At 31.9% G+C, this 22264-nt stretch carries 26 protein-coding genes; 15 read left to right on the top strand and 11 right to left on the bottom strand.

Translation table 11 applies throughout. The annotated features are described in order from the left end of the window. The first annotated feature begins 100 nt into the window (after window positions 1-100). The 7 genes from WDZ98_RS03750 to WDZ98_RS03720 all read left to right on the top strand — a co-directional run bounded on the left by WDZ98_RS03750 (window position 101) and on the right by WDZ98_RS03720 (window position 4355). Window positions 101-361 (top strand): winged helix-turn-helix domain-containing protein, encoded by a 261-nt coding sequence (locus WDZ98_RS03750; RefSeq protein ID WP_008297297.1) that lies wholly within the window; start codon window positions 101-103, stop codon window positions 359-361. A gap of 4 nt (window positions 362-365) precedes the next feature. Continuing rightward, window positions 366-1427: a helix-turn-helix transcriptional regulator gene (locus WDZ98_RS03745; protein ID WP_368057390.1), complete on the top strand. Its 1062-nt coding sequence runs from the start codon at window positions 366-368 to the stop codon at window positions 1425-1427. Then, the gene (locus WDZ98_RS03740) at window positions 1424-2443 is read left to right on the top strand and encodes a hypothetical protein (RefSeq protein WP_368057392.1); all 1020 of its coding nucleotides are present in this window, start codon (window positions 1424-1426) and stop codon (window positions 2441-2443) included. The genes WDZ98_RS03745 and WDZ98_RS03740 overlap by 4 nt, the downstream gene beginning before the upstream one ends. Before the next feature lie 45 nt (window positions 2444-2488). Beyond that, complete coding sequence (locus WDZ98_RS03735; RefSeq protein WP_368057394.1) at window positions 2489-2683, top strand: hypothetical protein; 195 nt, start codon at window positions 2489-2491, stop codon at window positions 2681-2683. 41 nt (window positions 2684-2724) lie between these two features. Then, the gene (locus tag WDZ98_RS03730; RefSeq protein WP_368057396.1) at window positions 2725-3438 is read left to right on the top strand and encodes a 7-carboxy-7-deazaguanine synthase QueE; all 714 of its coding nucleotides are present in this window, start codon (window positions 2725-2727) and stop codon (window positions 3436-3438) included. Between the two features lie 64 nt (window positions 3439-3502). Beyond that, window positions 3503-4060 (top strand): GTP cyclohydrolase I FolE, encoded by a 558-nt coding sequence (gene folE, locus WDZ98_RS03725; protein WP_368057398.1) that lies wholly within the window; start codon window positions 3503-3505, stop codon window positions 4058-4060. Between the two features lie 43 nt (window positions 4061-4103). Beyond that, on the top strand, window positions 4104-4355 hold the full coding sequence (locus tag WDZ98_RS03720; RefSeq protein WP_368057400.1) for a hypothetical protein: 252 nt from the start codon (window positions 4104-4106) through the stop codon (window positions 4353-4355). Window positions 4356-4357: 2 nt separating this feature from the next. Here WDZ98_RS03720 and WDZ98_RS03715 read toward each other — a convergent pair whose 3' ends face one another. From WDZ98_RS03715 to WDZ98_RS03705, 3 genes are read right to left on the bottom strand one after another with little or no spacing between them, the layout of a single operon-like run. Continuing rightward, the gene (locus tag WDZ98_RS03715) at window positions 4358-5032 is read right to left on the bottom strand and encodes a 7-cyano-7-deazaguanine synthase (RefSeq protein WP_368057402.1); all 675 of its coding nucleotides are present in this window, start codon (window positions 5030-5032) and stop codon (window positions 4358-4360) included. Window positions 5033-5035: 3 nt separating this feature from the next. Beyond that, window positions 5036-5959, bottom strand: a complete 924-nt coding sequence (locus tag WDZ98_RS03710; protein WP_368057404.1) for a homoserine kinase — start codon at window positions 5957-5959, stop codon at window positions 5036-5038. After that, window positions 5959-6717: an ATP/GTP-binding protein gene (locus tag WDZ98_RS03705; protein WP_368057406.1), complete on the bottom strand. Its 759-nt coding sequence runs from the start codon at window positions 6715-6717 to the stop codon at window positions 5959-5961. The genes WDZ98_RS03710 and WDZ98_RS03705 overlap by 1 nt, the downstream gene beginning before the upstream one ends. A gap of 379 nt (window positions 6718-7096) precedes the next feature. Here WDZ98_RS03705 and WDZ98_RS03700 point away from each other — a divergent pair, with 379 nt between their 5' ends. Then, window positions 7097-8113 carry a YbhN family protein gene (locus tag WDZ98_RS03700; RefSeq protein WP_368057408.1) on the top strand — a complete coding sequence of 339 codons (1017 nt, stop codon included), beginning with the start codon at window positions 7097-7099 and terminating at the stop codon, window positions 8111-8113. A gap of 63 nt (window positions 8114-8176) precedes the next feature. Next, complete coding sequence (locus WDZ98_RS03695; RefSeq protein WP_368057410.1) at window positions 8177-8977, top strand: SDR family NAD(P)-dependent oxidoreductase; 801 nt, start codon at window positions 8177-8179, stop codon at window positions 8975-8977. Window positions 8978-8979: 2 nt separating this feature from the next. On the opposite strand, the gene WDZ98_RS03690 is transcribed toward WDZ98_RS03695, so the two are convergent. The 4 genes from WDZ98_RS03690 to WDZ98_RS03675 form a co-directional block, all read right to left on the bottom strand. Further along, complete coding sequence (locus WDZ98_RS03690; RefSeq protein ID WP_368057412.1) at window positions 8980-9381, bottom strand: hypothetical protein; 402 nt, start codon at window positions 9379-9381, stop codon at window positions 8980-8982. An 11-nt stretch (window positions 9382-9392) separates the two neighbouring features. Next, window positions 9393-9701: a hypothetical protein gene (locus WDZ98_RS03685; RefSeq protein ID WP_368057414.1), complete on the bottom strand. Its 309-nt coding sequence runs from the start codon at window positions 9699-9701 to the stop codon at window positions 9393-9395. A 153-nt stretch (window positions 9702-9854) separates the two neighbouring features. Further along, complete coding sequence (locus WDZ98_RS03680) at window positions 9855-11090, bottom strand: glycosyltransferase (RefSeq protein ID WP_368057416.1); 1236 nt, start codon at window positions 11088-11090, stop codon at window positions 9855-9857. Between the two features lie 30 nt (window positions 11091-11120). Then, window positions 11121-12233, bottom strand: coding sequence for a thiamine biosynthesis protein (locus WDZ98_RS03675; RefSeq protein ID WP_368057418.1), 1113 nt, complete (start codon window positions 12231-12233; stop codon window positions 11121-11123). An 85-nt stretch (window positions 12234-12318) separates the two neighbouring features. Here WDZ98_RS03675 and WDZ98_RS03670 point away from each other — a divergent pair, with 85 nt between their 5' ends. From WDZ98_RS03670 to WDZ98_RS03660, 3 genes are read left to right on the top strand one after another with little or no spacing between them, the layout of a single operon-like run. Beyond that, the gene (locus WDZ98_RS03670; RefSeq protein WP_368057420.1) at window positions 12319-13032 is read left to right on the top strand and encodes a phosphoadenylyl-sulfate reductase; all 714 of its coding nucleotides are present in this window, start codon (window positions 12319-12321) and stop codon (window positions 13030-13032) included. Window positions 13033-13045: 13 nt separating this feature from the next. After that, on the top strand, window positions 13046-14188 hold the full coding sequence (gene sat, locus WDZ98_RS03665) for a sulfate adenylyltransferase (RefSeq protein ID WP_368057422.1): 1143 nt from the start codon (window positions 13046-13048) through the stop codon (window positions 14186-14188). 30 nt (window positions 14189-14218) lie between these two features. Continuing rightward, window positions 14219-14887, top strand: coding sequence for a hypothetical protein (locus WDZ98_RS03660; RefSeq protein ID WP_368057424.1), 669 nt, complete (start codon window positions 14219-14221; stop codon window positions 14885-14887). Between the two features lie 7 nt (window positions 14888-14894). Here the strand turns inward: WDZ98_RS03660 and WDZ98_RS03655 are convergent, their stop codons facing one another. Then, window positions 14895-15284, bottom strand: coding sequence for a DUF126 domain-containing protein (locus tag WDZ98_RS03655; RefSeq protein WP_368057426.1), 390 nt, complete (start codon window positions 15282-15284; stop codon window positions 14895-14897). After that, window positions 15281-16435, bottom strand: a complete 1155-nt coding sequence (locus WDZ98_RS03650) for an aconitase X (protein WP_368057428.1) — start codon at window positions 16433-16435, stop codon at window positions 15281-15283. The genes WDZ98_RS03655 and WDZ98_RS03650 overlap by 4 nt, the downstream gene beginning before the upstream one ends. A 52-nt stretch (window positions 16436-16487) precedes the next feature. On the opposite strand from WDZ98_RS03650, the gene nth reads away from it, so the two are divergent. Continuing rightward, a complete protein-coding gene (nth, locus tag WDZ98_RS03645; RefSeq protein WP_368057430.1) occupies window positions 16488-17138 on the top strand; it encodes an endonuclease III in 651 nt (216 codons plus the stop codon). 41 nt (window positions 17139-17179) lie between these two features. Here the strand turns inward: nth and WDZ98_RS03640 are convergent, their stop codons facing one another. Next, complete coding sequence (locus tag WDZ98_RS03640) at window positions 17180-17905, bottom strand: hypothetical protein (protein WP_368057432.1); 726 nt, start codon at window positions 17903-17905, stop codon at window positions 17180-17182. Between the two features lie 75 nt (window positions 17906-17980). Then, window positions 17981-18217 (bottom strand): hypothetical protein, encoded by a 237-nt coding sequence (locus WDZ98_RS03635; RefSeq protein WP_368057434.1) that lies wholly within the window; start codon window positions 18215-18217, stop codon window positions 17981-17983. Between the two features lie 127 nt (window positions 18218-18344). Here WDZ98_RS03635 and WDZ98_RS03630 point away from each other — a divergent pair, with 127 nt between their 5' ends. Both WDZ98_RS03630 and WDZ98_RS03625 read left to right on the top strand, forming a co-directional pair. Then, complete coding sequence (locus WDZ98_RS03630; RefSeq protein ID WP_368057436.1) at window positions 18345-19103, top strand: hypothetical protein; 759 nt, start codon at window positions 18345-18347, stop codon at window positions 19101-19103. Between the two features lie 357 nt (window positions 19104-19460). Continuing rightward, window positions 19461-22264, top strand: a 2804-nt coding sequence (locus WDZ98_RS03625; protein ID WP_368057438.1) for an immunoglobulin-like domain-containing protein, incomplete at its 3' end; no start/stop codon positions are given.

The following is a 22264-nucleotide window of genomic DNA, read 5'->3' as shown; positions in this document are numbered from 1 at the left end:
AGCTGTTCCGCTTTGCGTTCCGCTATGAAGTTTCAAAATGTCCCTCATAAACTACATTGTTGTATACTAAAGCATGTCAAAACAACAATACAGGTCCGAAATGGGCATAATGGGTGATATCTTAGACGTAACTGCTGATGGCGGTCGTGGTGGAGTCATTGTATCTGCAATATCTCGCAAAGCCAACCTATCTCACTATGCAGTACTAGACAAATGTGAGAAACTGGTAGAAGCAGGCTTAGTCGAATCCGTCAAAAATGACAGGAACAGAGTCTTTCTGATTACTGAAAAAGGACTCCAGTTTTTCCAGGAATTTAAGAGATTTCAGGGACTCGTCGAAAGCATGAATCTTAGGTATTGATCCCATGAACCCAAAAATCGTACCAATTCATAGGAAAGAACTTCTTCTTGTAGAAGATGGAATGCTTTTTGTAAGGACTGATGGTATCCTCGAAACAATGGTTAAGACACCTTTGATAATCGCTGGCTTAATTGTAGTTGCACTAACGATGCCTATTCAGTTCTCATTCAGTTCTACTCGAATGCTTGATCTCACTCTATACTCAGATGGTTCCGTACACATCTCTACTCAAATTGATGTAGATCCTTTAGAACCTGATTTTGAAGTAAATCTATTTGGCCCATCTATTGATAATTTTGTTGTAGTTGGTGAAAATGGGTTTTTGTTATCTAGTGAAATAATCGGTGGCAAAGCAAGGATTGATACTTTCGGTTCCTCATCTGTTACAATTGATTATGATATTCATGATTTAATTTCAAAAGATGGAAGAGTTTGGACTTTTTCACTTGATTCACCAATTAATTATTCTGTATTAATGCCTCCAAATTCTATTATTGTTGGAATGGATGCACTTCCATTAACCATGGATATAGTAAATGATCAAACTAAACTTGAACTTGGTACAGGTTTATCTGAAATAAATTATATTTTTAGTACACCTACTATTCCAACAACACCTTCAACTATAATTGAACAACCAATAATTGATATATCAACAACAGCTCTAATTGGGGCACCTATCATAGCAGCTATTGCAGCAGGAATTATTATGATTAAACGAAAACATACTAAATCTTTACCGGTTATACAAACTGAAGCAACTACAGAATTACAAATTAAAAACGATTCCATTGAAACTCCATTAAATGAAACTAACTTGAGTGAATCTGAAACAATTTTTAATTTCCGACCTGAAATGCGTGAAGATGATAAAGAAATAATTAAATTCATTTCTGAAAATGGTGGACAAGCTTTAGAAAGTGAATTACGAAAAAAATTCTTGCAACCTAGAACTACTATGTGGAGAGCAGTAAAACGATTAGAAAGACAATGTGTTATAGAAATATCTAAAAAAGATTTACAAAATCTTATCAAATTAAAGAAAGATTTGGAGGAAGAAGAATGAAAACTATAACAATATTTGGCTTATTGGTTTTAGTTTTAAGCATGGCTTTTGGAGGTGTGATAAACAATGTGTATGCTGCAGATGATCCTGCAATCCTTCTAAAGATTGCAAAACGTGCTCAAGAACAAATTCAGAATCAAATATCAAATGATTCATCAGATAATGTTAAGGTATTATTTGAAGAGGGAGCAAAAAAAGTCATTGCTTTAGAAAAGGCACTAAAAAATGATGACACTGTCTCTGCAAAAGAGCATTTTCTTTCAGCAATGAAATTTTTTAAAGAAATATCTAGACATTTAACAACACCTGATAATTCATCTAGTGTTGCATCTACAACTGAGTCTAAAGATACCAGAGACATCGCCAAAGATCCATCTAATGATCTTCAAAGATTACACGTGTATGTTGATAGTCTTAAAACAATTGCTGAAAAATACAATACTATAATTGATTTTTCTGAATTAGATACATTGTTTATCAAAGCAAGACAACAGATCAATGATAATCAATTTACTCAAACAGTTGAAACTATAAGTAAAATCAAAGAAACTGTTGCAGAACTGAATAACAGTATTCGTAAGGCAGCATCACAACAAGAATCTCAACGTGCTAATGAATATGCCCAAAAATATCTAGAACAACTAGATAGATTAATTGAAAATGCCAAAAAACAGGGAGTTTCAGATGAAATTATTGAAAAATTAGAAACTGCCAAAGAAAATCTATCTTCTGCAGAAAATCCAAGTGATATTATTCAAGAAATTAGAAAAATTATGTCAATAAAGGATCAATTTGAATTAACAAAAAATGATAGACTTGAATCTAGAGTTTTACAAATCGAAAAAAATCTATTAACATTATCTCAAATAGATGAAATAGATCAGGATGATTTGACTGATGCTAGAGATATGCTTCAAAGAATCAAACAAAATTTGAATGATGGTAACTTTGAAACTGCTAACGAACTTTTACGAGATCTGGCAAAACAATTAGAAGAAATCAAAAAATCTCTTTGATATATTATCATAAAATTCATATACATTTTCTAATCAATATTGAACATGGCTTCTAAAGCAATTATTGCTGGTGTAGGTATTCCTATGATTATTGTAGGTGCTTTAATGGCCTGGTTATGGGCTCCAATCCAAGGAGATTTTCAAAATCAAGTAGAGCTTGTAGGAAGTACAATTGGAATCTTAGGGGTGATCTTCTTTATCTCTGGATTATTTTACACAAAAGACCCAGTAATGCATTAGAAACTCATTGAATAAATAATGAAAAAAATTACTATTATTACTTGAAAGTAAGATTATTTGAAATATTTACATCAGTTGAAGGCGAAGGAATTCTTTATGGCACAAAGACTCTCTTTGTAAGACTTGCTGGATGTCCTTTTACTTGTTTTTATTGTGATACCAAAGAATCTCTTCCATTAGATTCTGGTATCGAGTATTCAATTGAAGATGCAAATCATCTAATTGATTCTAATTTAAAAAATCAAACCTATAAAGTGAATTTTACAGGAGGTGATCCATTAATTCAACATGAGGCAGTAGCATTACTTGCAAAACACATTCAAGACAAAAAGATTCCAACTTATCTTGAATCATCATGTTTTGATATTGATAGATTTAACCATGTTTTGCCTTTTATTGATATTGTTAAAATTGAATTCAAAACAAAAGACTCTGATTTTGTTGATTCTAAACATTATGAGAAATTAATTGGTCACACAATGAAATGTCTTCAATCATCTGTAAAAGCAAAAAAAATAACTTACATCAAAATTGTGGTTAGTTCAAAAACTCAATTAAATGAATTTGAGAAATTAGTGAAAGAAATTTTTATGATTGTATCTAAAGATGACATTGATGGATTTATCATTCAACCAACATATGGTATTTCAGAACCATCATTGGATCTTTTACTGGATTTGTATGATCTAGTATATCCTCATTACATTGATGTCAAAGTAGTTCCTCAATTACACAAATTTATTGGTGCCCCATAACATTAGCACCTGCCTAAAAACCAGATTAGGTTCAAATACTAGAAAAATTGTGTGAGAATATCAAATGGATAAAGAACGAGTAAAAAAACTCATTAGAGAATTAATTATTGAAGTTGGAGAAGATCCTACACGTGAAGGATTACGAGAAACTCCAGAGAGAATTGCAAATATGTACAAAGAAATCTTTGGCGGATATGATTCTGATTCAGAATTATCTGTACAATTCTCAGAAGACTCTGATGTTGTTATTGCTCGCGATATTCAATTCTATTCAATGTGCGAACACCATATGTTGCCATTTTATGGAAAAATCCATATCGCATATTCTCCAAATGGTCGAGTTTTTGGAATATCAAAACTAGTTAGACTAGTTGAAAAATACTCAAAAAGACTACAAATTCAAGAACGACTAACAAAAAATATTGCTGATGAATTACATTCTCAAGGAGTAAAAGGAGTAGTGGTATTAGCTGATGCAGAACACCTCTGCATGAAAATGCGTGGTGTGAAAAATGATGCAACACTTTCTTCATCGGCATTTAGAGGAATTTATGAAAATAAAGAGGAAAAAGCAGGTATAATGTCACTAATTAGAAAACGTGCCTCCGATTTGCCACTATAAACAATACTGAAAAATTAAATAATCAATATTTTTGATCACAAATATGGGTGCAAATCCGTATATTCACATTCCAAAAGAATCATGGCCTAATTGGACATGGTATGCAATTGAATGTATAATCGTAATTGCACTTTCGATGTTGACGTCAAGTAAAATCACTGATTCAATAGATGGACTTACTCCAGAAGTTCAAAATTATGTTTTTATGGGAATAGTTGGAGGAATTTTCTTAGTTTGGTATATTGGAATTAGAGGTTTTATACTAAAAAAGAAAATTCTCAGAAATAGCTACTAAACTTATTTGAGATATTTTGTTTTATCTATGATATCAGCTTTCTGAAATGCAATTTTTCTATTATTACAAGACTCACAAACTCCACAATGATATTTTTTATTCAAATAACAACTCCATGTCTTAAAAATAGAATTACCTAAAATTTTCATTCCTGATTTTAGTAGATCACTTTTTGATAATCCTTTGCGATATGGAGACCAGATTTCAATACCTTTACGTAATTTTGATTCAATCCCATCAATTTCTCCTTGATTAAATGCAGTTTCTAGTTTTTTTGCAAAATTTGGTCTACAATCAGGGTAATGTTTGTCTCCAGTATGGGCACCATATACAACTAATGAAGCATTAAGCGTAAAAGCCCAAGCAGAAGCTATTGATAAAAAAACAGCATTTCTAATTGGCACAACAATTGAATATTCAAATTTACTAGGAATCTTTCTTTTTGTACTTGTTAAAACATTAGAATTGCCATACAAATCTTTCATAAAACTAATGTCTATTATTTTATGTTGTTTTAATCCTAATTTTTTTGCAAAATACTTGGCAGCTACAATCTCGTTATCTGCTTTCTGTCCATATGAAAATGTAATTCCGTATAACTCATATTTTGACTTCAAATATGAAACTGCACAAACAGAATCTATACCTCCACTAAAAACAATAACAGCTCTTTTCAATGCTTATTTCCTATTTTCTATTGCACCCTTACTAGGTTTACAAATTATGGTTTGACATTTTGTATTTGCCGATGCAAATCCTCTAGACATTGCTAAACTAATCTTTTTCAAATCAGCTGAACTTTTTGAAAACGCAATAACTGATGGTCCTGCACCACTTATCGTAACACCTAGTGCGCCTGCCTTAATGGCATTTTCTTTAACTTTGATAAATCCTGGAATCATATGTTGCCTTGCAGGTTCAACTATCACATCTTTAATTGAATTTCCAATCATTTGTGGATCCTTTTTCATGAATCCAACTACAATTGCTGCAGCATTTGATAAATTGGATATACTATCTATTAATTTCACATTTTTTGGAATTACACCTCTTGATACTTTTGTTTTCTTTTTTGGAACCTCAATTTTTGGAACAGCAACACACATTCTGAGATTTGTCGGTGGATTAATTCTAATTACATCCAACGGATTTGTTTTTACAATTACAAAACCTCCTAAAACAGAAGCTGCAACATTATCGTAATGAATTGTTCCTGCACTTGCTTTTTCTCCAGATCCTGCAAACTCTACTAAAACATTGCCATCAAGCTTTAATCCAAACAATTTATCAAAAGCGACAGCAGTTGCTGCTGCTGATGCAGCACTACTTCCCATTCCAAATCCTGCAGGAATTCCTTTTTTGATTCTAATTTCAACACCATCTTTGATTCTAAATTTTTTTTTCATATTTTTCACAACTAACCCTGCAGTATTATTTTCTGGATTTGTTGGAATATTGTCTTCAGTAACTATTGTAATTCCATTTTTTATCTTAGTTAGTGTGACTGTATCATAAAATGCATCAATTGCTAATCCAAAAACATCAAATCCTGGACCCAAATTTGCTGTAGAAGATGGTGCTTTGACTGTAACTTTTGATACCATTAATCTTCTACCTCCTCACCCAAATTAAGAATTCTGCTTAGAGCTCCTTCAAGATTTACAAAACCGTCTCCTGTGATATTTGATATAGGAATCAACCCTTGTGCAAATCCTCCAAGATTCAATCCTCGTAAAATGTTTGTAGTCAATGTATATGTGTCTCCGTCTGCTTCTTTACCAATAGCATTTTCTAATGTTTTTAAATTTGATGACCATTCAAGAATATCTTTTATCTTATCTCCAATAAGATCTGTTTTTGTTAAAACATTAATTGCAGGTAAATTCAAACGTAATCTTATTGATGTTGCAAGTAGTGCAATTGATACAAAATTTACTGGAGTGGTAACTAGTGCACCATCAAAAATAAAAATACTAGTTTTTTCTTCTGAAGAAATATTTTCTACCAGAAAACGTCCACTGGAACGATATGCAAATAATTCAATTTGACCTGGTGTATCCACAATCAAATAATCTGGGTTTACTTTGTTAATGTCATTTTGAATATCGTCAATTTTTGATGCTATTAGATCATTTGCCATTACCATAGCACCATTTGGACCAAGTTCATACTGTTGCATAATTGATACATAATCTACATAATCTCTAACATCAATATCACAAGTGTAAGGTATAGTATCTACACCTGGATCTAAGTTCAAAACTGCCGCAAATGATCCATTTGTTGTATAATATTCATTTAGTTTTGATGTAAGTAATGATTTTCCTGAACCGGCAGTACCGGAAACAAAAATTGTTTTCAATCCGTCTAATTTTCCCTCTTTGCTTATATTTCAAACTAGCTTGTTTTCTTATTATTCTCTAGATATACCAAATTGGTATCAAATAACATGAAAAAGTTCCATCTGATCTTTAACTGATCAAATAATATTCATTTTGTGATTCAAAGTACATCTGAAAAGGAGGCTTATCTCAAAGATTTGGTCATAAAATTACTACAAGAAAGAAACCTTTCAGACTTTGACATGCTGGATTCCTTGTTTGAAGAAGTCAAACAGGAACTTCAAAATCAGAAATAGCATTGATCATATATGATATCTCACGCCTAATTCCGTAACTTGTCTTTCTGGCGACTAGATAATTAATCAACTTTCATATTTGATTCCTCAAAAAAAATATCAGATGAACTGGCGACTAGTAGCTATCCCAATTACCTTAATTCCTATTATCATCATTGCTATTCAGTTTGATATAAAATTAGAAGATGTATTGGCTATCGGATTATTTCCATTTGTAGGCGCAATTGTTGCCATGATGATCAAGCTTGGCATTCAAGGAGTCAAATTTGCATATATTACAAGAAAATATCTGGGAAACTTTGACTCTTTTTTTAAATTAATTGGTGTCAGAGTTGGTAGTGAATTTATCAAATTTACAACTCCAATGTTTGTTGGAGCTGAATTTGTAGTAATTTACTATCTACACAAAAAAGGAGTTGCACCTGCAAAAGCAGCATGGATTGCAATTATGGATATTGTAACTGAAGTGTTTGCTGCAGGTTTGTTGTCTATGATAGCAGGCGTCATTGCATTGTTAAACGGTGCATATGTAGTGGGGGCTGTAATTTTAGGTACTAGTATTATAATTACATCTTTGTGGATGATAATGTTCTTTCTTTCATCTAAACATACATTCCAAGTTCCTAAAGTATTTGAAAATCTTGTCAAAAGATTTGGAAAAGAAAAAGGTACTAGAGCAATAATGAAAACAAACATCTGGATGGAAGAGGTATGCACAATGAGTAGAGAAAATCTAAAAACCTCCGAATCTAAAAAAATCTTTACTATTTCATTTTTGTTTTCACTTGTATCATGGTCATTTTATGGTATCTCATTTATGATTATTGCAATGGGAACAGGTTTTGTGATTAATGCATTTGACTCTATCATGGCAGTTATGGGAGCAAATGCAATTGGGAACTTGCCAATCACTATAGGCGGTTCTGGTTTAGCCGAATTTGGAATTGTAGCGTATATCAATAATTTAGATCCTTTTGCATTTGAAATTTCAGAAGGAGTTGTAGCATGGGATGCAGTAATTGGTTGGAGAATTGCAACATACTATGTTCCAATTGTGATTACGTGGCTACTTTTAGTAAAATTAGCCTTGAGTAAAATACCAAAATCTCAGCCCTCATAGAATCTTGTTATACAGTATTTACCGAATAGAAACCACTTTATCTTTAAACAATTTTTTTGATTTGTGGATTTCAAAAATAAAATTGTTCTAATTACTGGTGCATCATCTGGAATTGGTAGAGAATCTGCTATAGAATTTGCAAAACATGGTGCTAATTTAATTTTGGTTGCAAGAAGACAAGGCAAGCTTGATGAAATTGCAGATGAATTAAAAAAATTCAATGTAACTGTACTTGTTTATTCCTGTGACGTTTCTAAAAAAGATCAGGTAAAACAAATGTCAAAAGCTATTTTAGAAAAATTTGATTCTATAGACATACTAGTAAATAATGCTGGTTTTGCAATTTATGGTTCTGTAATTGATCTTAGTATTGATGAGATAGAATCACAAATGGAGACAAATTATTTTGGAATGGTTTACTGTATCAAAAATTTTCTTCCGTCAATGCTGAGTAAAAAATCAGGTCATATAGTCAATGTTGCATCAGTTGCTGCGAGTTTTGGTTTGCCTGGAATCGCTTCATACTGTGCATCAAAATTTGCAATGTTGGGATTTTCAGAAGGCCTTAAACATGAATTAAAAAATACTGGAATTGGAGTTACAGTTGTTAGTCCAATCATGGTCAGAACTAACTTTTTTGATCATCCATCATTTGAACAAATGCCGAGATTTTCTCCTACATCACTTAGTTCTAAAACTGTAGCAAAAGCAATTCTAAGAGCGGCAAATTCTCCTAGATTAGAAATTATTATTCCATCTGTAGTACGAGGTGCAGTGTGGATGAAAAATACATTTCCATATTTTATCAATCCAATTATAGGAAAATCTTTTAAAAAACAATTAGATGCTACAAAAAAGAACTAGTTTTATTCTTCTAAATCTTCATCTACAGCTTCACTAGAGCCTACATCTAACAATTCTAATGATTTTAATTCAAATTGATAAATTGCATTCATATCAATTTCTTTCTCTTTTGCTAGAAATTCTGATACTTTTTTACTTAATGATGCTTTGTGCTGGTCAAAAGTGAATTCATAGACAACTCCTTTTTCTAGTTCATTCATTTTGATCTTTTTTGTCAAATCCATTGTAACTATATGTCGTCCATCTTCTAATGCATCATACAACTGTGCATCAATTTTGTTGTCTCCTTCGTATAATTCCAAAATGTATCCAGTCATCTTTAGTTCTTCTGGTTTGTTGAATTTTGCATTTTGAATTTCATCGGAAACCCAATCCGGAATATCATCCTCTTTCTTTTTTACCATATTGAATCACTCTAATTTTCTGCTTTTTCTTTTTTACTTTTCGACCACCATTCAAGATAGTCGTCATGTTTATCGTCTCGTGTTCTTTCTTTTTGATTTAATTTGTATCTGATATCTGAGACTTGTTCTCTTGTTGCGTATAATCCACATCTTTTACATATGAAGTGCTTTGTAGCAGCATCCATTTTCATTGGAATATCAATTTCATCAAATAATTTGTATAAATCATCTCTATGTCTATCTTCTTCTGGTGTATCTGCATCATACTTGGCTTGGATTTTCTTTTTCTCTCGTGATGTACATTCTGGGCAGTTAGGCACTGATAATCTGGCTTAATTTTTTCCATAAAAGCGTTCCCACATTATTGAATGATCGATATTAATCTGACACGCGGATTTTTTCATCATCCCTTGCGGTCCGTTCGCCCATCGAAATCCCGCGTGCCAGATGAAGAAAATCCCCAAAATAACGTATTATCTCTTTTCTTCTATAGTCTGAGCAACAATTTTTGCCGAGTTTTCTGCACCATTAGGAATAAAGTTCTTTGAAAACTCTTTCAAACTATCCTGAAATCCTTCATAGTTTTCTTTGATTGTGGATATTCCATGAATAACTTGACTTGTTTTAATTGCCAGTACTCCTAGGTTTTTTTCTTCAGCCCATCTGATATTGTTTGTATGCTCATCATAAATGGGAATCCCAATTATTGGCTTTGATTTTCCACCCATTATCTCCCCCATTACAGTGTGTGAGCCATTTACTACCGCATATTTGCATAAATTCAAGACTGTGTCTTTTTCTTGCTCTGAAAGAAAACCAATGTCAATTTGTATCCAGTCAATTTTTTTATCCAATGCTTCTGGTATTGAATATTTCTTACCGTCTTTTCCTAGTACTGTATCTATATTCGAATCATTTCTTGCATGTGAAATTATTCTTTTTTCATTTCTCATTTCATCTTGATGAAATACTTGTTCGTATCTTTGACCTGTACCATCATTAGTTGACTTGTTTCCAGTCCTCATCCAGTATCCAAACTCATTATCTTGAACTAATTTTTCAAGATCTGAACTATTTTGTTTGTTGATCTGTTTACTATTTGTAAAATGTCCAACATAGAATACTTTGTCTTTTACTTCTTTTGTAAAATTCAGGTTATATTCACACATTGTATATGGTGGAGGAGAATCGGCAACAAGAATTTTTGATGCCTTACCAATTTGTTTTGCAATAAAAATTAATGATGGATAAAGATATGATCTAGAGTTGTATAATTTAGGTCTAAACTGGTTTGTCACAAATAGACTTGGGATGTTACGATTTTTCGCTAAAATATTTGAACCCATATCACCATCATTAATTACCAGATCAAACTTTTCTTTGTTGTAGAGTTTTCTCTCTTCTCTCAAATAGTTTACAATTTGTTTTACTAGTGGTGGATTTTTTGCAATTGGCAATAATACATTCATTAATGATAATGAAACACTTGGACCAAATTTACCGTCAATTGGAGTTGGCATCAATATCTCATGGATTTTTTCTTTTTGGTCAGGGAATTTTTTTAATAATTTTTCATAAACGTGATCTTTACTAGAAAAATGAACCTCAAATTTTTCTTTGATGTGATCTGATAAAACTTCATTTAATCGCATCATTCGTGAATAATGGCCACTTCCCCAAGGATAGATGAATTCCCCTATTTTGAGCACAATATGCAACGAAATTTGCCGTTTAAATTCTCAATGATTCTCAAATGAGTCTAAAATATCATGAATGTTGTTAGGTCCTACTTGAATGGTAATCTCTTTTTTTGTCTTTAGAGCAACCTCTACGTCTTTTTTTGAAAAAGCAGGAATTTCGTTTGTGGTAATAGTGACTAGTTTTTCTATTTTTTTGATGTTTCTTTCTAATCCGATCTCTTTTGCTTCATCAAACAAGTTAGTATCAACTCCTGTAAGTGGAAGTATTGGTATTTTCTTTTTTCCAAATACATGTCTTAGTGAATTATCAATAAAATCTGTAGAAAATACTAATGGTGATAGGGCTAATGATACACGTGTATTTGGATACTGTAATAGAATCTCCAATACTGAATTTACATATATTAAATAATTTTTGATTCCGTTGGGATTAATCTTTACATGCAAAAATTCAAGTTCGATTTTATTTTGCACTAATCTTGGGATGATATGATTAATCATCTTTACAAGATTCATTAGTTCTGATTTTTGTCTATAGCAAACTATGATCTTTGTGTCATAACCCTGTTTGATTGTCTCAAAGCAAGAAATTGCTGAGATTTCGTCATATATTGCACAAATAGTTTTTTGCTTTTGTGATTGATATGGAATTCCATAGTTTCCTTTATCTGAAAAAATACAGATGTATGCATTGTTTTTGGTAAGATATGTGTATAGTAATTTATCAAAATCAGTATCCGTACCAGGACGTGCTCCTAAATTTGATTTATTTTCTATAATATTTGATGTTGCAGCAATTTCTACATCTTTAGTTACAAATCCTTTTGATATTCCTTCTACTTTTACTAGAAATTTTTCCCCCTTTAACAACAAGTTACCACCAATGGAAGTAATTTCAGAAATAACATCTTGAAAATTATTTCTTATCTGCCTTGCAATAGCTATTTTTTCTATCCCAAAAAGTAAATTGATTGCAGATGATGCAAACACAGGATCATTTGCATCAACTAATACTATGTCTCCATCGCGTTTAACAGATTTAAATTGTTGATTCTTTATTTTAAGAATTTTTTTAATGTTTGAAATCAACTGTGGAATTTTATTTTTTGAAAATATTGTTGGAAAAACTACAACATATGATATTTCATCCATATTTTCTATTTTGAATTCTACTTGTTTATAATTTAGGATAAACCTACGGGTAAATCAATATAAAACAAATAATCTATGTGAAATTGTGACAAAATTCACACAAAAACAAGTAGATGATCTTAACTCAAAAATAAAAACTACTGAAGAAGCATTAAAGTGGGTTTCAGACAATCTACATCCCAAAGTTGCAAAAGCATCAAGTTTTGGTGCTGAGGATGCTGTAGTTATGGACATTATGTTAAAAATTAATCCTAAATTTCGATTCTTTACCCTTGACACTGGAAGATTACCGCAAGAAACCTATGACATTATAGATATTGTCAGTAAAAAATACAATATCTCAATTGAAGTTCTATTTCCTGATACAAAAGAAGTAGAAGATATGGTTTGTGCTAAAGGAATGAATCTATTCTATGAAAGTGTGGATAATAGAAAACTGTGCTGTGAAATACGTAAGGTACATCCAATGAACAAAATGTTGAATACATTAGATGGTTGGATAACTGGATTACGACGTGATCAAACTACAAATCGCCAAAATGTTACAATCTTTCAGCTAGATCATGGTCATGGAGGAATTTTAAAAATTAATCCAATTGTTGATTGGACTTGGGATCAAATTCAAGAATATATTAAAAATAATAATTTACCATACAACAGTCTTCTTGACAAAGGTTATCCAAGTATTGGATGTGAGCCATGTACAAGAGCGATACAACCTGGAGAAGATATTCGTGCAGGAAGATGGTGGTGGGAACAAGGTGGAAACAAAGAATGTGGCCTTCATATAGACCCTTGATAGAGGATTTAACATGTCAGAAAATCACTCAATTAAACCACATGGTGGAGTACTAGTAAACAGAATTACCAAAACTAATCCTACAGAATTGTTTTCAATTATCATCAATGAAGATCTTGCAAATGATGTTGAAAATATTGCAGATGGAATTTTTAGCCCTTTAGAGGGATTTTTAGGAAAACAAGATTTTGAAAATGTTATTTCTCGTGGAAGACTAGCAAATAATCTAGCATGGACCATTCCAATTGTTCTTGATGTTGATGAGCAAACTGCTTTGAAAATGAAAGAAGCAGGTGATGTGTTACTAAAAAATCCTCAAGGTTTAGGCTTTGCAGTATTACATGTAGATGAGACATTTACATTTGACAAGGAGAAAACAGCTCAAGGAGTCTATGGAACTACTGACTCATCTCATCCAGGTGTTGCAAAAACATTCTCAATGAAAGATTATTTGGTTGGTGGAAAAATTGATTACATTCAAAGACCCGAAGACACTGAAATCAGAAAATACAGATTAACTCCAATTCAAACAAGAGAATCTTTTGCAAAAGCCGGATGGAAGACTATCTGTGCATTTCAAACTAGAAATCCACCACATGTAGCACATGAAATGCTACAAAAGACATCAATTACTACACGTGATGGAGTCTTTGTTAATCCAGTAATTGGAACAAAAAAATCTGGTGACTTTGTTGATGAAGTCATCGTAAAATGCTATGAAGTAATGATAAAACTATACTATCCAGAAAATAGATGTCAACTTGGAACTTTACACACTGAGATGAAGTATGCTGGTCCAAAAGAGGCGATTCATCATGCAATTATGAGACAAAATTATGGTTGTACTCACATCATAATTGGGCGAGATCATGCAGGTGTTGGAAAGTTCTATGATCCTATGGCTGCACAAAAAATCTTTGACGGATATCCAGAGCTAGAAATTTCTCCGGTATTTTTCCCTGCATTCTTTTACTGCAGAAAATGTCTTACATATACAACTCCAAAAGCATGTCCACATGGTGATGATGTCAAGGAACAAATCAGTGGAACCGCACTAAGAGATATGATTCAAAACGGTCAGGCCCCTTCTGAATTCATTTTAAGACCAGAAGTAGCACAAGTAATCTTGGATCATCCAAAACCATTTGTTGATTAGATTTTTATTCAATTAAATTCTCTCTAGCTTGTGAAGTACTTTTTTACAATAATTTTGCTTGTAGGAATTTTTTCATCTACTGCTTTTGCTCAAGAAACAAACAACCCATCATTAATCATTGATACAATAGAAATCCCCTCAGATGAATTTAACAGAGTCGTACGTGATGCACCACTAATAACACTCAATGATGTCCATGCTGTTAGCTGGCAGGTAACCATTGATAATAATTTACTGTATGCAAATCCAAATGGAAATGCAGTTTTACGATTATATGATAATGAAAATCTTGATGAATTTATCGAAGTTGGTATGGGATCACAACCTAACAACAAATTCTGGATTGCAGTTCAAACTCCAAAAGAAGGATACATTGTAGTTCACAGTGATTTGGATAGAGGTTGGTATCCACAGGCAAAATCCATCATATCATTTACTGATAGAGCAGGACTAACTGTCAATAACGGAGCAAGAATTGTAGTTACCAATCTAGATATTGGCCAATTTGCAATTGGCTCTTACTCTGTTTCTGGAATGGAGGGCTCCTCAGATCCTCCAGCAGTAAATTCTGGAAGTATGATTATAGAATTTCTATCAGGTGATCCTGCAAAGAATAAACTTGCTTTCTTTCCATTTTATGTAGCAGCAGGAATAGGAGTCTTAGTTGGAGTGTTATTTCTCACAAAGAAACGTACATGATTAATTTTTAATTAATATGTGAAATTACATTCTTAGCTTTTGTATCTAAAGAAATTTTTTGTCCATTTTGGATTGATGCAAACTCTTCACTAGAGATTATTACAAGTGGAATATTTGCCAACGCGCATCCTGTCACAACTGTAAGATCAGATTTTTTACAAATCATTGCTAATGGTGCAGAATTATTTGATTTTATTGAATAGATTGTATATGCACCAACACTACTACCAACCCCAGATGGAAATACTAGAATTGATTTTTGAATAGATTTGTTAAATAAATCATGATTCTTATCGCTAATTATTCCTGTTTTTTTATCAACTGTTCCTAAAAAATTAATTGGCATCTCTGATTTTAAAACAATTCCTTCAACTTTACCTTGAACAAGAACTTTCATTGTGTCTCATCTTCAATTATTTGTGCTAATGATTTTAGATTTACATCTACACCGTTAGAATTTTTTAGATAAAATGCCCCTTTGATACTGTTTGTTGTAACTGCATCAACATTATCTTTATTGATTAATGGTGTTAAACATGTACAACAATCTGAAAGAATTTCACATCCAGCACGTTCTAATTCATTTACATATCCTATTTTTCTTGCTTGTTCCTTTACAATTCTGGGAGTAAATACCATACATCTTTTCTTAAATGATCGTCCTTTGAGTTTCAAAGTAAGATCTGCAATTTCTTCTAACCCTAATTGAGGACTACCAAGAGTAATAATATCTCCATTTTCTGCAGTGTTTAACTCATCATGAATGTTTTGTATTTCTTTTTCATCAAAATCTATTTTTTCACAATCAGAATTTCCTTCCCCAAAAACAAATTTTGCACAGGTTCCAGAAGTTCCCATGCCTCCACACATGGATTTACATTGACGTTTATCCATTTCTCCCAAACCTGATATGTTGACAGAAGTATCTCCAACTTTGCCTGCAAAAAATCCTAACATTCCATATGTTAGCTCATTTGGATTATCTACTTTCATTTTAATTGTAATGTTTGGTACGTCTTCTTTTCTTAAAGAAGAGTATGGGCTTTTTCCAGTAATTGCACTTGCAAGAGCACTAAATGCACTTTCTTTGTTTGTTTTTAGATTGTCATATGAATTTGCATGAATCGCTGCATTACTTTCTGCAAATGCTACCTGAGTTCCTTCCTTTGGAATATCAAATATTTCATATGGAATACATGAAAATGATGGTGTAACACCAATTAATTCATAAGAATTTTTTATCGAAAGTTGTTTTGAAATAAAATTTTTATCTAAATTATAATTTGAAACATTGTCTATATCAAACCCCATTGGATTCAACGTTGTTTTTACTTTTACTCTCGCACTTTTACTAATGTTGGATAGAAATTCTTCTCCTGCATCCCCTATTGTATTGTAATTAACACCTGATAGATGAGCCCATTCTATTGGAATGAGCTTCTCTGCATCTGTAGATTCACCTGTGGCAACTAAAATTCTATATGCCATCTGCATAATTTCTCCTTGTTCACCTTTTAATGCAGACTCTTCTTCTCGCGTTAATTCCAATGGTATGATTATCTCCTACAGATATAATACTTGTACGTACATTATCATTAACATGAAAAAAATTCTTCAGGGAATGATATCTACTATGAATTCTGTTAAACCTCCTAGAATGACTGCATTACGAGAACTTCATGAAGTAGAAACAGGTGGCCCATTTAGTATTCTAATAGGAACTATTCTTTCGGCTCGCACTAAAGATGAGAGCACAACCAAAGTTTGCAAGGTTTTATTTTCAAAATACAAAAATGCAAAATCTTTAGCAAATGCTCAAGTAAAAGATATTGAAAAAATCATAAAACCCATTGGATTTTACCACGTAAAATCTAAAAGAATTATTGAAGTAGCAAAAATTATTGATACTCAATATAATGGAACTGTGCCTGATGACTTGGAAACATTGGTGAAATTACCTGGTGTTGGAAGAAAGACTGCTAACTGTGTACTGGTGTATGCCTTTGAAAAACCAGCGATCCCAGTTGATATTCACGTTCATAGAATCTCAAACAGACTTGGCTTAGTTAATACAAAAAATCCTGAGGATACAGAACAAGAATTAATGAAAAAAATACCAAAGAAATTTTGGATTGATATTAATGACACATTTGTAATGTACGGACAAAATATTTGCAAACCTATATCTCCAATGTGTGATGTCTGTAACATTAAAAAAAATTGTAAATATTACAAGTCTACTAAATCTTAAAAATATAAAAATTCAGATAAGATTTTTTTAAAAAACTAATCTTATCCTACTGTGATTGTCCATTTAACAGACAGACTATCTCCACTGCTTACAGTAATACCTGTTGCAGCATTTAGTAGTTGACGTGAGAACATACTCCATGTGGTTCCTGCAGTATTTGTTCCACCACAAGTTGATCCAGCTCCTGGTGTACCATAGTTAGCATTGAATACACCAGAGTCTCTTACAACTGTAGCATTGCCAGCATCAAATGTAAATGGGGCTGATGAAGTATCTAATGTGACTATAGCTGTTGTACCTGCTACATTGAAACTTGGAGTAACACTTCTTCTTGCCATATCTCCACCACCAGCAGTACCAGTACCACCAGATTGTGAACATGTACCTGTTTCATCATCAGTAGAGTCTGCTAAAGTTTGGTTTGTTACGTTAATAGTAGCACTACTACCATTACCAATTCCAATCCATTGGAAGTTTGTTACTGAACCTGTACATTGTCCTACAGAAGCTGAACTATCAAACAGAGCTTTTGCAGCACAGTCTTTTCCTGCTTCAACTACTATGTTGTCATTTTGCATGTATCCCTTTACATTTCCCATTTCATCAAAAAGTCTGTATTCTACATGACCTAGCATGCCTACATTTTCTTGAGTTTGTGGTATGGCAGCAACCATTAGAGATGTAGCAGAATTTCCGCTAAAACCTAAGGCTCCTACTGTAATTGCAAAGATACTTGCAAATAACACAATAGATGTTATTCTTTTCATTATTTCGTTTAACTCTAACCCTATTATAGGTAGTTTGGCAAAAAACCCTCAACTAATAGATCCATTTTGGCCCTTTTACGGCGATTTGAGGTTTATTGACTCAGTTAATTCTACACTTAGTTCTCGTCCACTCACTTCCGTCTCGTCTTCCAGTATGGGTTCTATGATTACCTCTTCTTCTTGTGTAGTCTCTTCTACAATTTTATCTGATATTGACTCAGTATTTGATATTTGCATTGAACTTACAGCTGATATAGTAACAATTCCAATTATCACGGCCACAACTATACCAATAATTACAGCTTTGTTCACAAAATCATTTTGTTATTCATGTCTATAAACTTGACTAAATTTATCTTTGATTTTTTTTATACTTGTTATAGATTCAATAAATTACTTGAATCATAACTTGTTTTTTTTATGTATTATTTCTTTAATATTGTTTATTTCATTTGAAGATGTTCTTGCAACATCAGAACCCATTTTAATTACTATATCACCTAGTATGGAAAATGTGATCTTTGATGGTAAATGGACAAATTTGTCAGAATGGAAACAATCAAGTTATAATTTGTACACGTTTGATGATGAAATAGTCATACATTTGAGAACAGCGCATTTTGAAGATTACATTTATGTTTTCATTGATCCTGTTAATGATCAAACACTTGATAAAAATATGGATGAAGCAACAGTTTGTCTTGATGGGAAAAATAATAAAAATAGACTTCATGACACAGATGATTTTTGTTTTTCTGTTTTATTAGAAAATAATACCGGTTCTGTTTTTCAAGGAAACAATCTAAATGATTCTATCACATCGATGAAAAAAATTCCTAACCCTGATAATTTTATTGCAATTAGCACTATATCTGATGAAAATGATCGATATAGCAAAACTCCACATCCAAGTTATGAATTTAAAATTCCAATTGAATTACTAGAACGTTCAGATAATTACGGATTTTACATTTCAGTATATGATGCAAGTTTAGAAAAATTTTATTCATGGCCAGAAAATGCTACAAGGCAAAATTCTCTTGACTTTCCGTCTCCATCTACTTGGGGAGATATAATCTCTCCTGACAAATCACTTCCAGAAATGAATCTACCCATTTTGATATTTTCAATCATGTTTTTTTCAATAATTTTGATTCAATCTAAAATAAAATTATATAAACAACATCTTTGTTACTGATAAAAATTTCATATTTTTGGCTTTACCTATGTGTGGGTTAATTTGTAATAATGTTAGTTTGATATTTACGATCTGTCATATTTATTTTAATTTGATTTTTGTATCTATGTCAAAGGAAATATTAACACAAATTTACTTTCAAAGAAATCTTTGAAATGATATCAAATAACATATTTTTATTCATAATGTAAATACGCATTAGATGAAACAATACATTTTCTAAATTTCTGCATGAAATTATATGAATTTCTTAGTATTGTTTATCTAAATTAATTCCCATATTTGGGAATTCAAAATTTTTGTTGTCTCTAAATATTACAAAACCAAAATTATAAATCAAATCAATCCAACTTTAATATGTTGAAAAAAAATTCATTTCTGATTTTATCAGCTGTTACATTACTGTTGTTTGTTCCATTAATTTCATTAAATGATGTATTCGCAGAAAAATTACTTGTAAGTGCTGGCAAAGGTGAAAATGCCCAGTTTTCATTTATTGATAAAATCTCAGCAATTGAATCTCAAATATTAGATATAGGTGCAAATGGATTTCTTAGTGGAATTACATTCTCTCCTGATGATACACTAATTGCATCAGCTTCAGACCAAAGTTCACAAGGCGATCCAGGATTTGTTAAAGTATCATTTTTTATTAATCAAGGAGAGCCATATACGATCTTTCATGACTTAGGTTTCTATAACTTTTTTTCATGTGAAGATATTTCATATGCACCAAATGGAGAACTTTATTGTTCTGCAGCAAATACTATTAACAATACTGTAGAGTTAGTCAAAATTGATCTTGATTCTAATCAAGTTGAAGTTGTAGGACAAACTGGACTTACAGGAACTTCTCTTGGAAACGCATTAGATGTTAGTTCAGACGGTTTAATCTTTATGAGTAATCAAAATGGATTGTATCAATTAGATTCGCTTACTGCTGCAAGGACTCTTGTTGGCTCATGGACTTTTCCTTCTGGTTTAAATTTTTGTAAACCTGCCACAATGGATTTTGATTCTTCAGGAATGCTATACGGTTCGTTTGAATGTCAGGATAACTTTTATCTAGCAAAAATCAATCCCATAACTGCAGAGTTACTTAGTTTTTCTCCAATCACACGAGATACCTCTCTTTCTGGACTTCCTCTAAATATGAAAACTGAGCCAATAGTTTTTACTCCTTTTGACTTTGATTTCTTAACTGGTTCATCTTATGGCAGTGTCTCAAGTGGCTATGAATCTGTAACTGTTTCGGGAACACCTACAGATGGATTAGATATTAGTTCAAATGGAAATTCTTTTGTTACTGTCTGTGATAATACATCTCTATCCACTGATGTAAATGATAAAGTAAATGTTATGTGTAATGATACAACAATCACTATCTTATCAGGTACAGTTGAATCTCTTTTTGAATCTGATTTTGGTTCAATGTTTACTGCTTCTCTTATACTAGGAGATTCAGTAACTTTTGATTCTGAATTATCCCTGATTACAAACAATGGGATAAACCCAATTCTAATAACATTTGAAGGTAATCCATTCATTGTTAATCCTGGAGAAACAACTTCAATTAACATTATTGAAGATCATTATTTAGGATATAATGTAAAAGCTGATTCTATACGATATGATGATACTGATAAAAATTATGATAAATATAAAAAATATGAAAGATTTTACAAATACTTTTTAGAAAACCCAAACTCTGATAAATACAAAAAATTTAAAAAATATTTCAAATACTTTGAGAGATACTATGAAAAACACCCACAAGATCAACAAATAACTCTAGTCGATGAATTTGAAGGAGAAACAAAATACAATGTCAAGAAAGTTGAAAAACTTTTCAACCCTGTTGATAAAAACAATGAAGGTATATCTGATGAAGAGTCTCATTTGGTAGAATATAAAATTGAAAAGATAAATGACAAGTCAAAGTTTAAAGGAATATCAAATATTCCAGTTACAAATCAATTTGGAGATCTTGTTATAGATATTAAAAGTGCAAAAACTCTACTAGTACCTTCTTCTAAATCTCATGATTCTATACCATCTGAATTAGACGAAATCAGAATTAATCACTTCAAATGTTATGATGCTAAAGTTTCTAAAAATACTCCACAGTTTGATAAAAGAGATGTTAGTCTAACTGATCAATTTGGTAGTATGACTATGAATGTATACAAAGAAACAATGTTTTGTACCCCAGTTGATAAAAACAACGAAGGAATAGTAAACGATGAAAATTATCTGATGTGTTATGATCTAAAAAAGATTAGAGGCGAACCAAAATTCACTAAAGTTAACGTATTTACAAATAATCAATTTGGAGGTCAAAAATTACAAGCAGAAGAAGCAGAAAGATTATGTGTCCCATCTAAAATTCTTGACGAGCCAGAACCAGGTATAAAAATATCAATTCCAATTAACAATAAATCTGATGATGCAGAAGAAGGCAATAATTCTGCTCATAATAATGCCATGACACTTACAAGCAGTGATCTTGACCTGACCATAGAAGCAGAATATGTTGGATTAAGATTCAACGATATTCCACTTGAACCTAGACAAATAATAGAACACGCTTACATTCAATTTACCTCTGAAGACAAAGACAAAGGTCAATCCAAAATAACAATTTATGGACATGATACAATTAGTGCTCCAACATTTACTAATGATAATGGAAACATCTCATCACGATTGCTAACTTCAGAATCTGTAATGTGGAATATTCCAAAGTGGAAGGATGAAAAGTCAGGACCTGCACAACAAACACCAGAACTCAAATCAATTTTACAAGAAATTATTGATAAACCAGGTTGGTCAAATGGTAATTCTGTAGCGTTTATCTTTACAGATGGAATGGGCTCTGATAAAGATGCACATTCATTTGATAGTTCTTCATCAAAAGCAGCAGTGTTACACATCATAGTTTCAGATTCTGAACCTGTTCCAGATACAACATCTCCTGTACTTTCGCTTCTAGGTAGCAATCCACAACAAGTAATAGAAAATACTCCATATGTTGAATTGGGTGCTAGTTGTATTGATAACATTGATGGAAACATTTCTGCTAATATTATAATTGGAGGATCAGTAGACACTGCAATACTTGGACCACATACAATAACATATGATTGTGCAGACAGCTCAGG

Source organism: Candidatus Nitrosopumilus sp. (assembly GCF_040878665.1).
GTDB lineage: Archaea > Thermoproteota > Nitrososphaeria > Nitrososphaerales > Nitrosopumilaceae > Nitrosopumilus.
The sequence above is the reverse complement of the archived record's forward strand: the minus strand, read 5'-3'. Positions and strand labels throughout refer to the sequence as shown.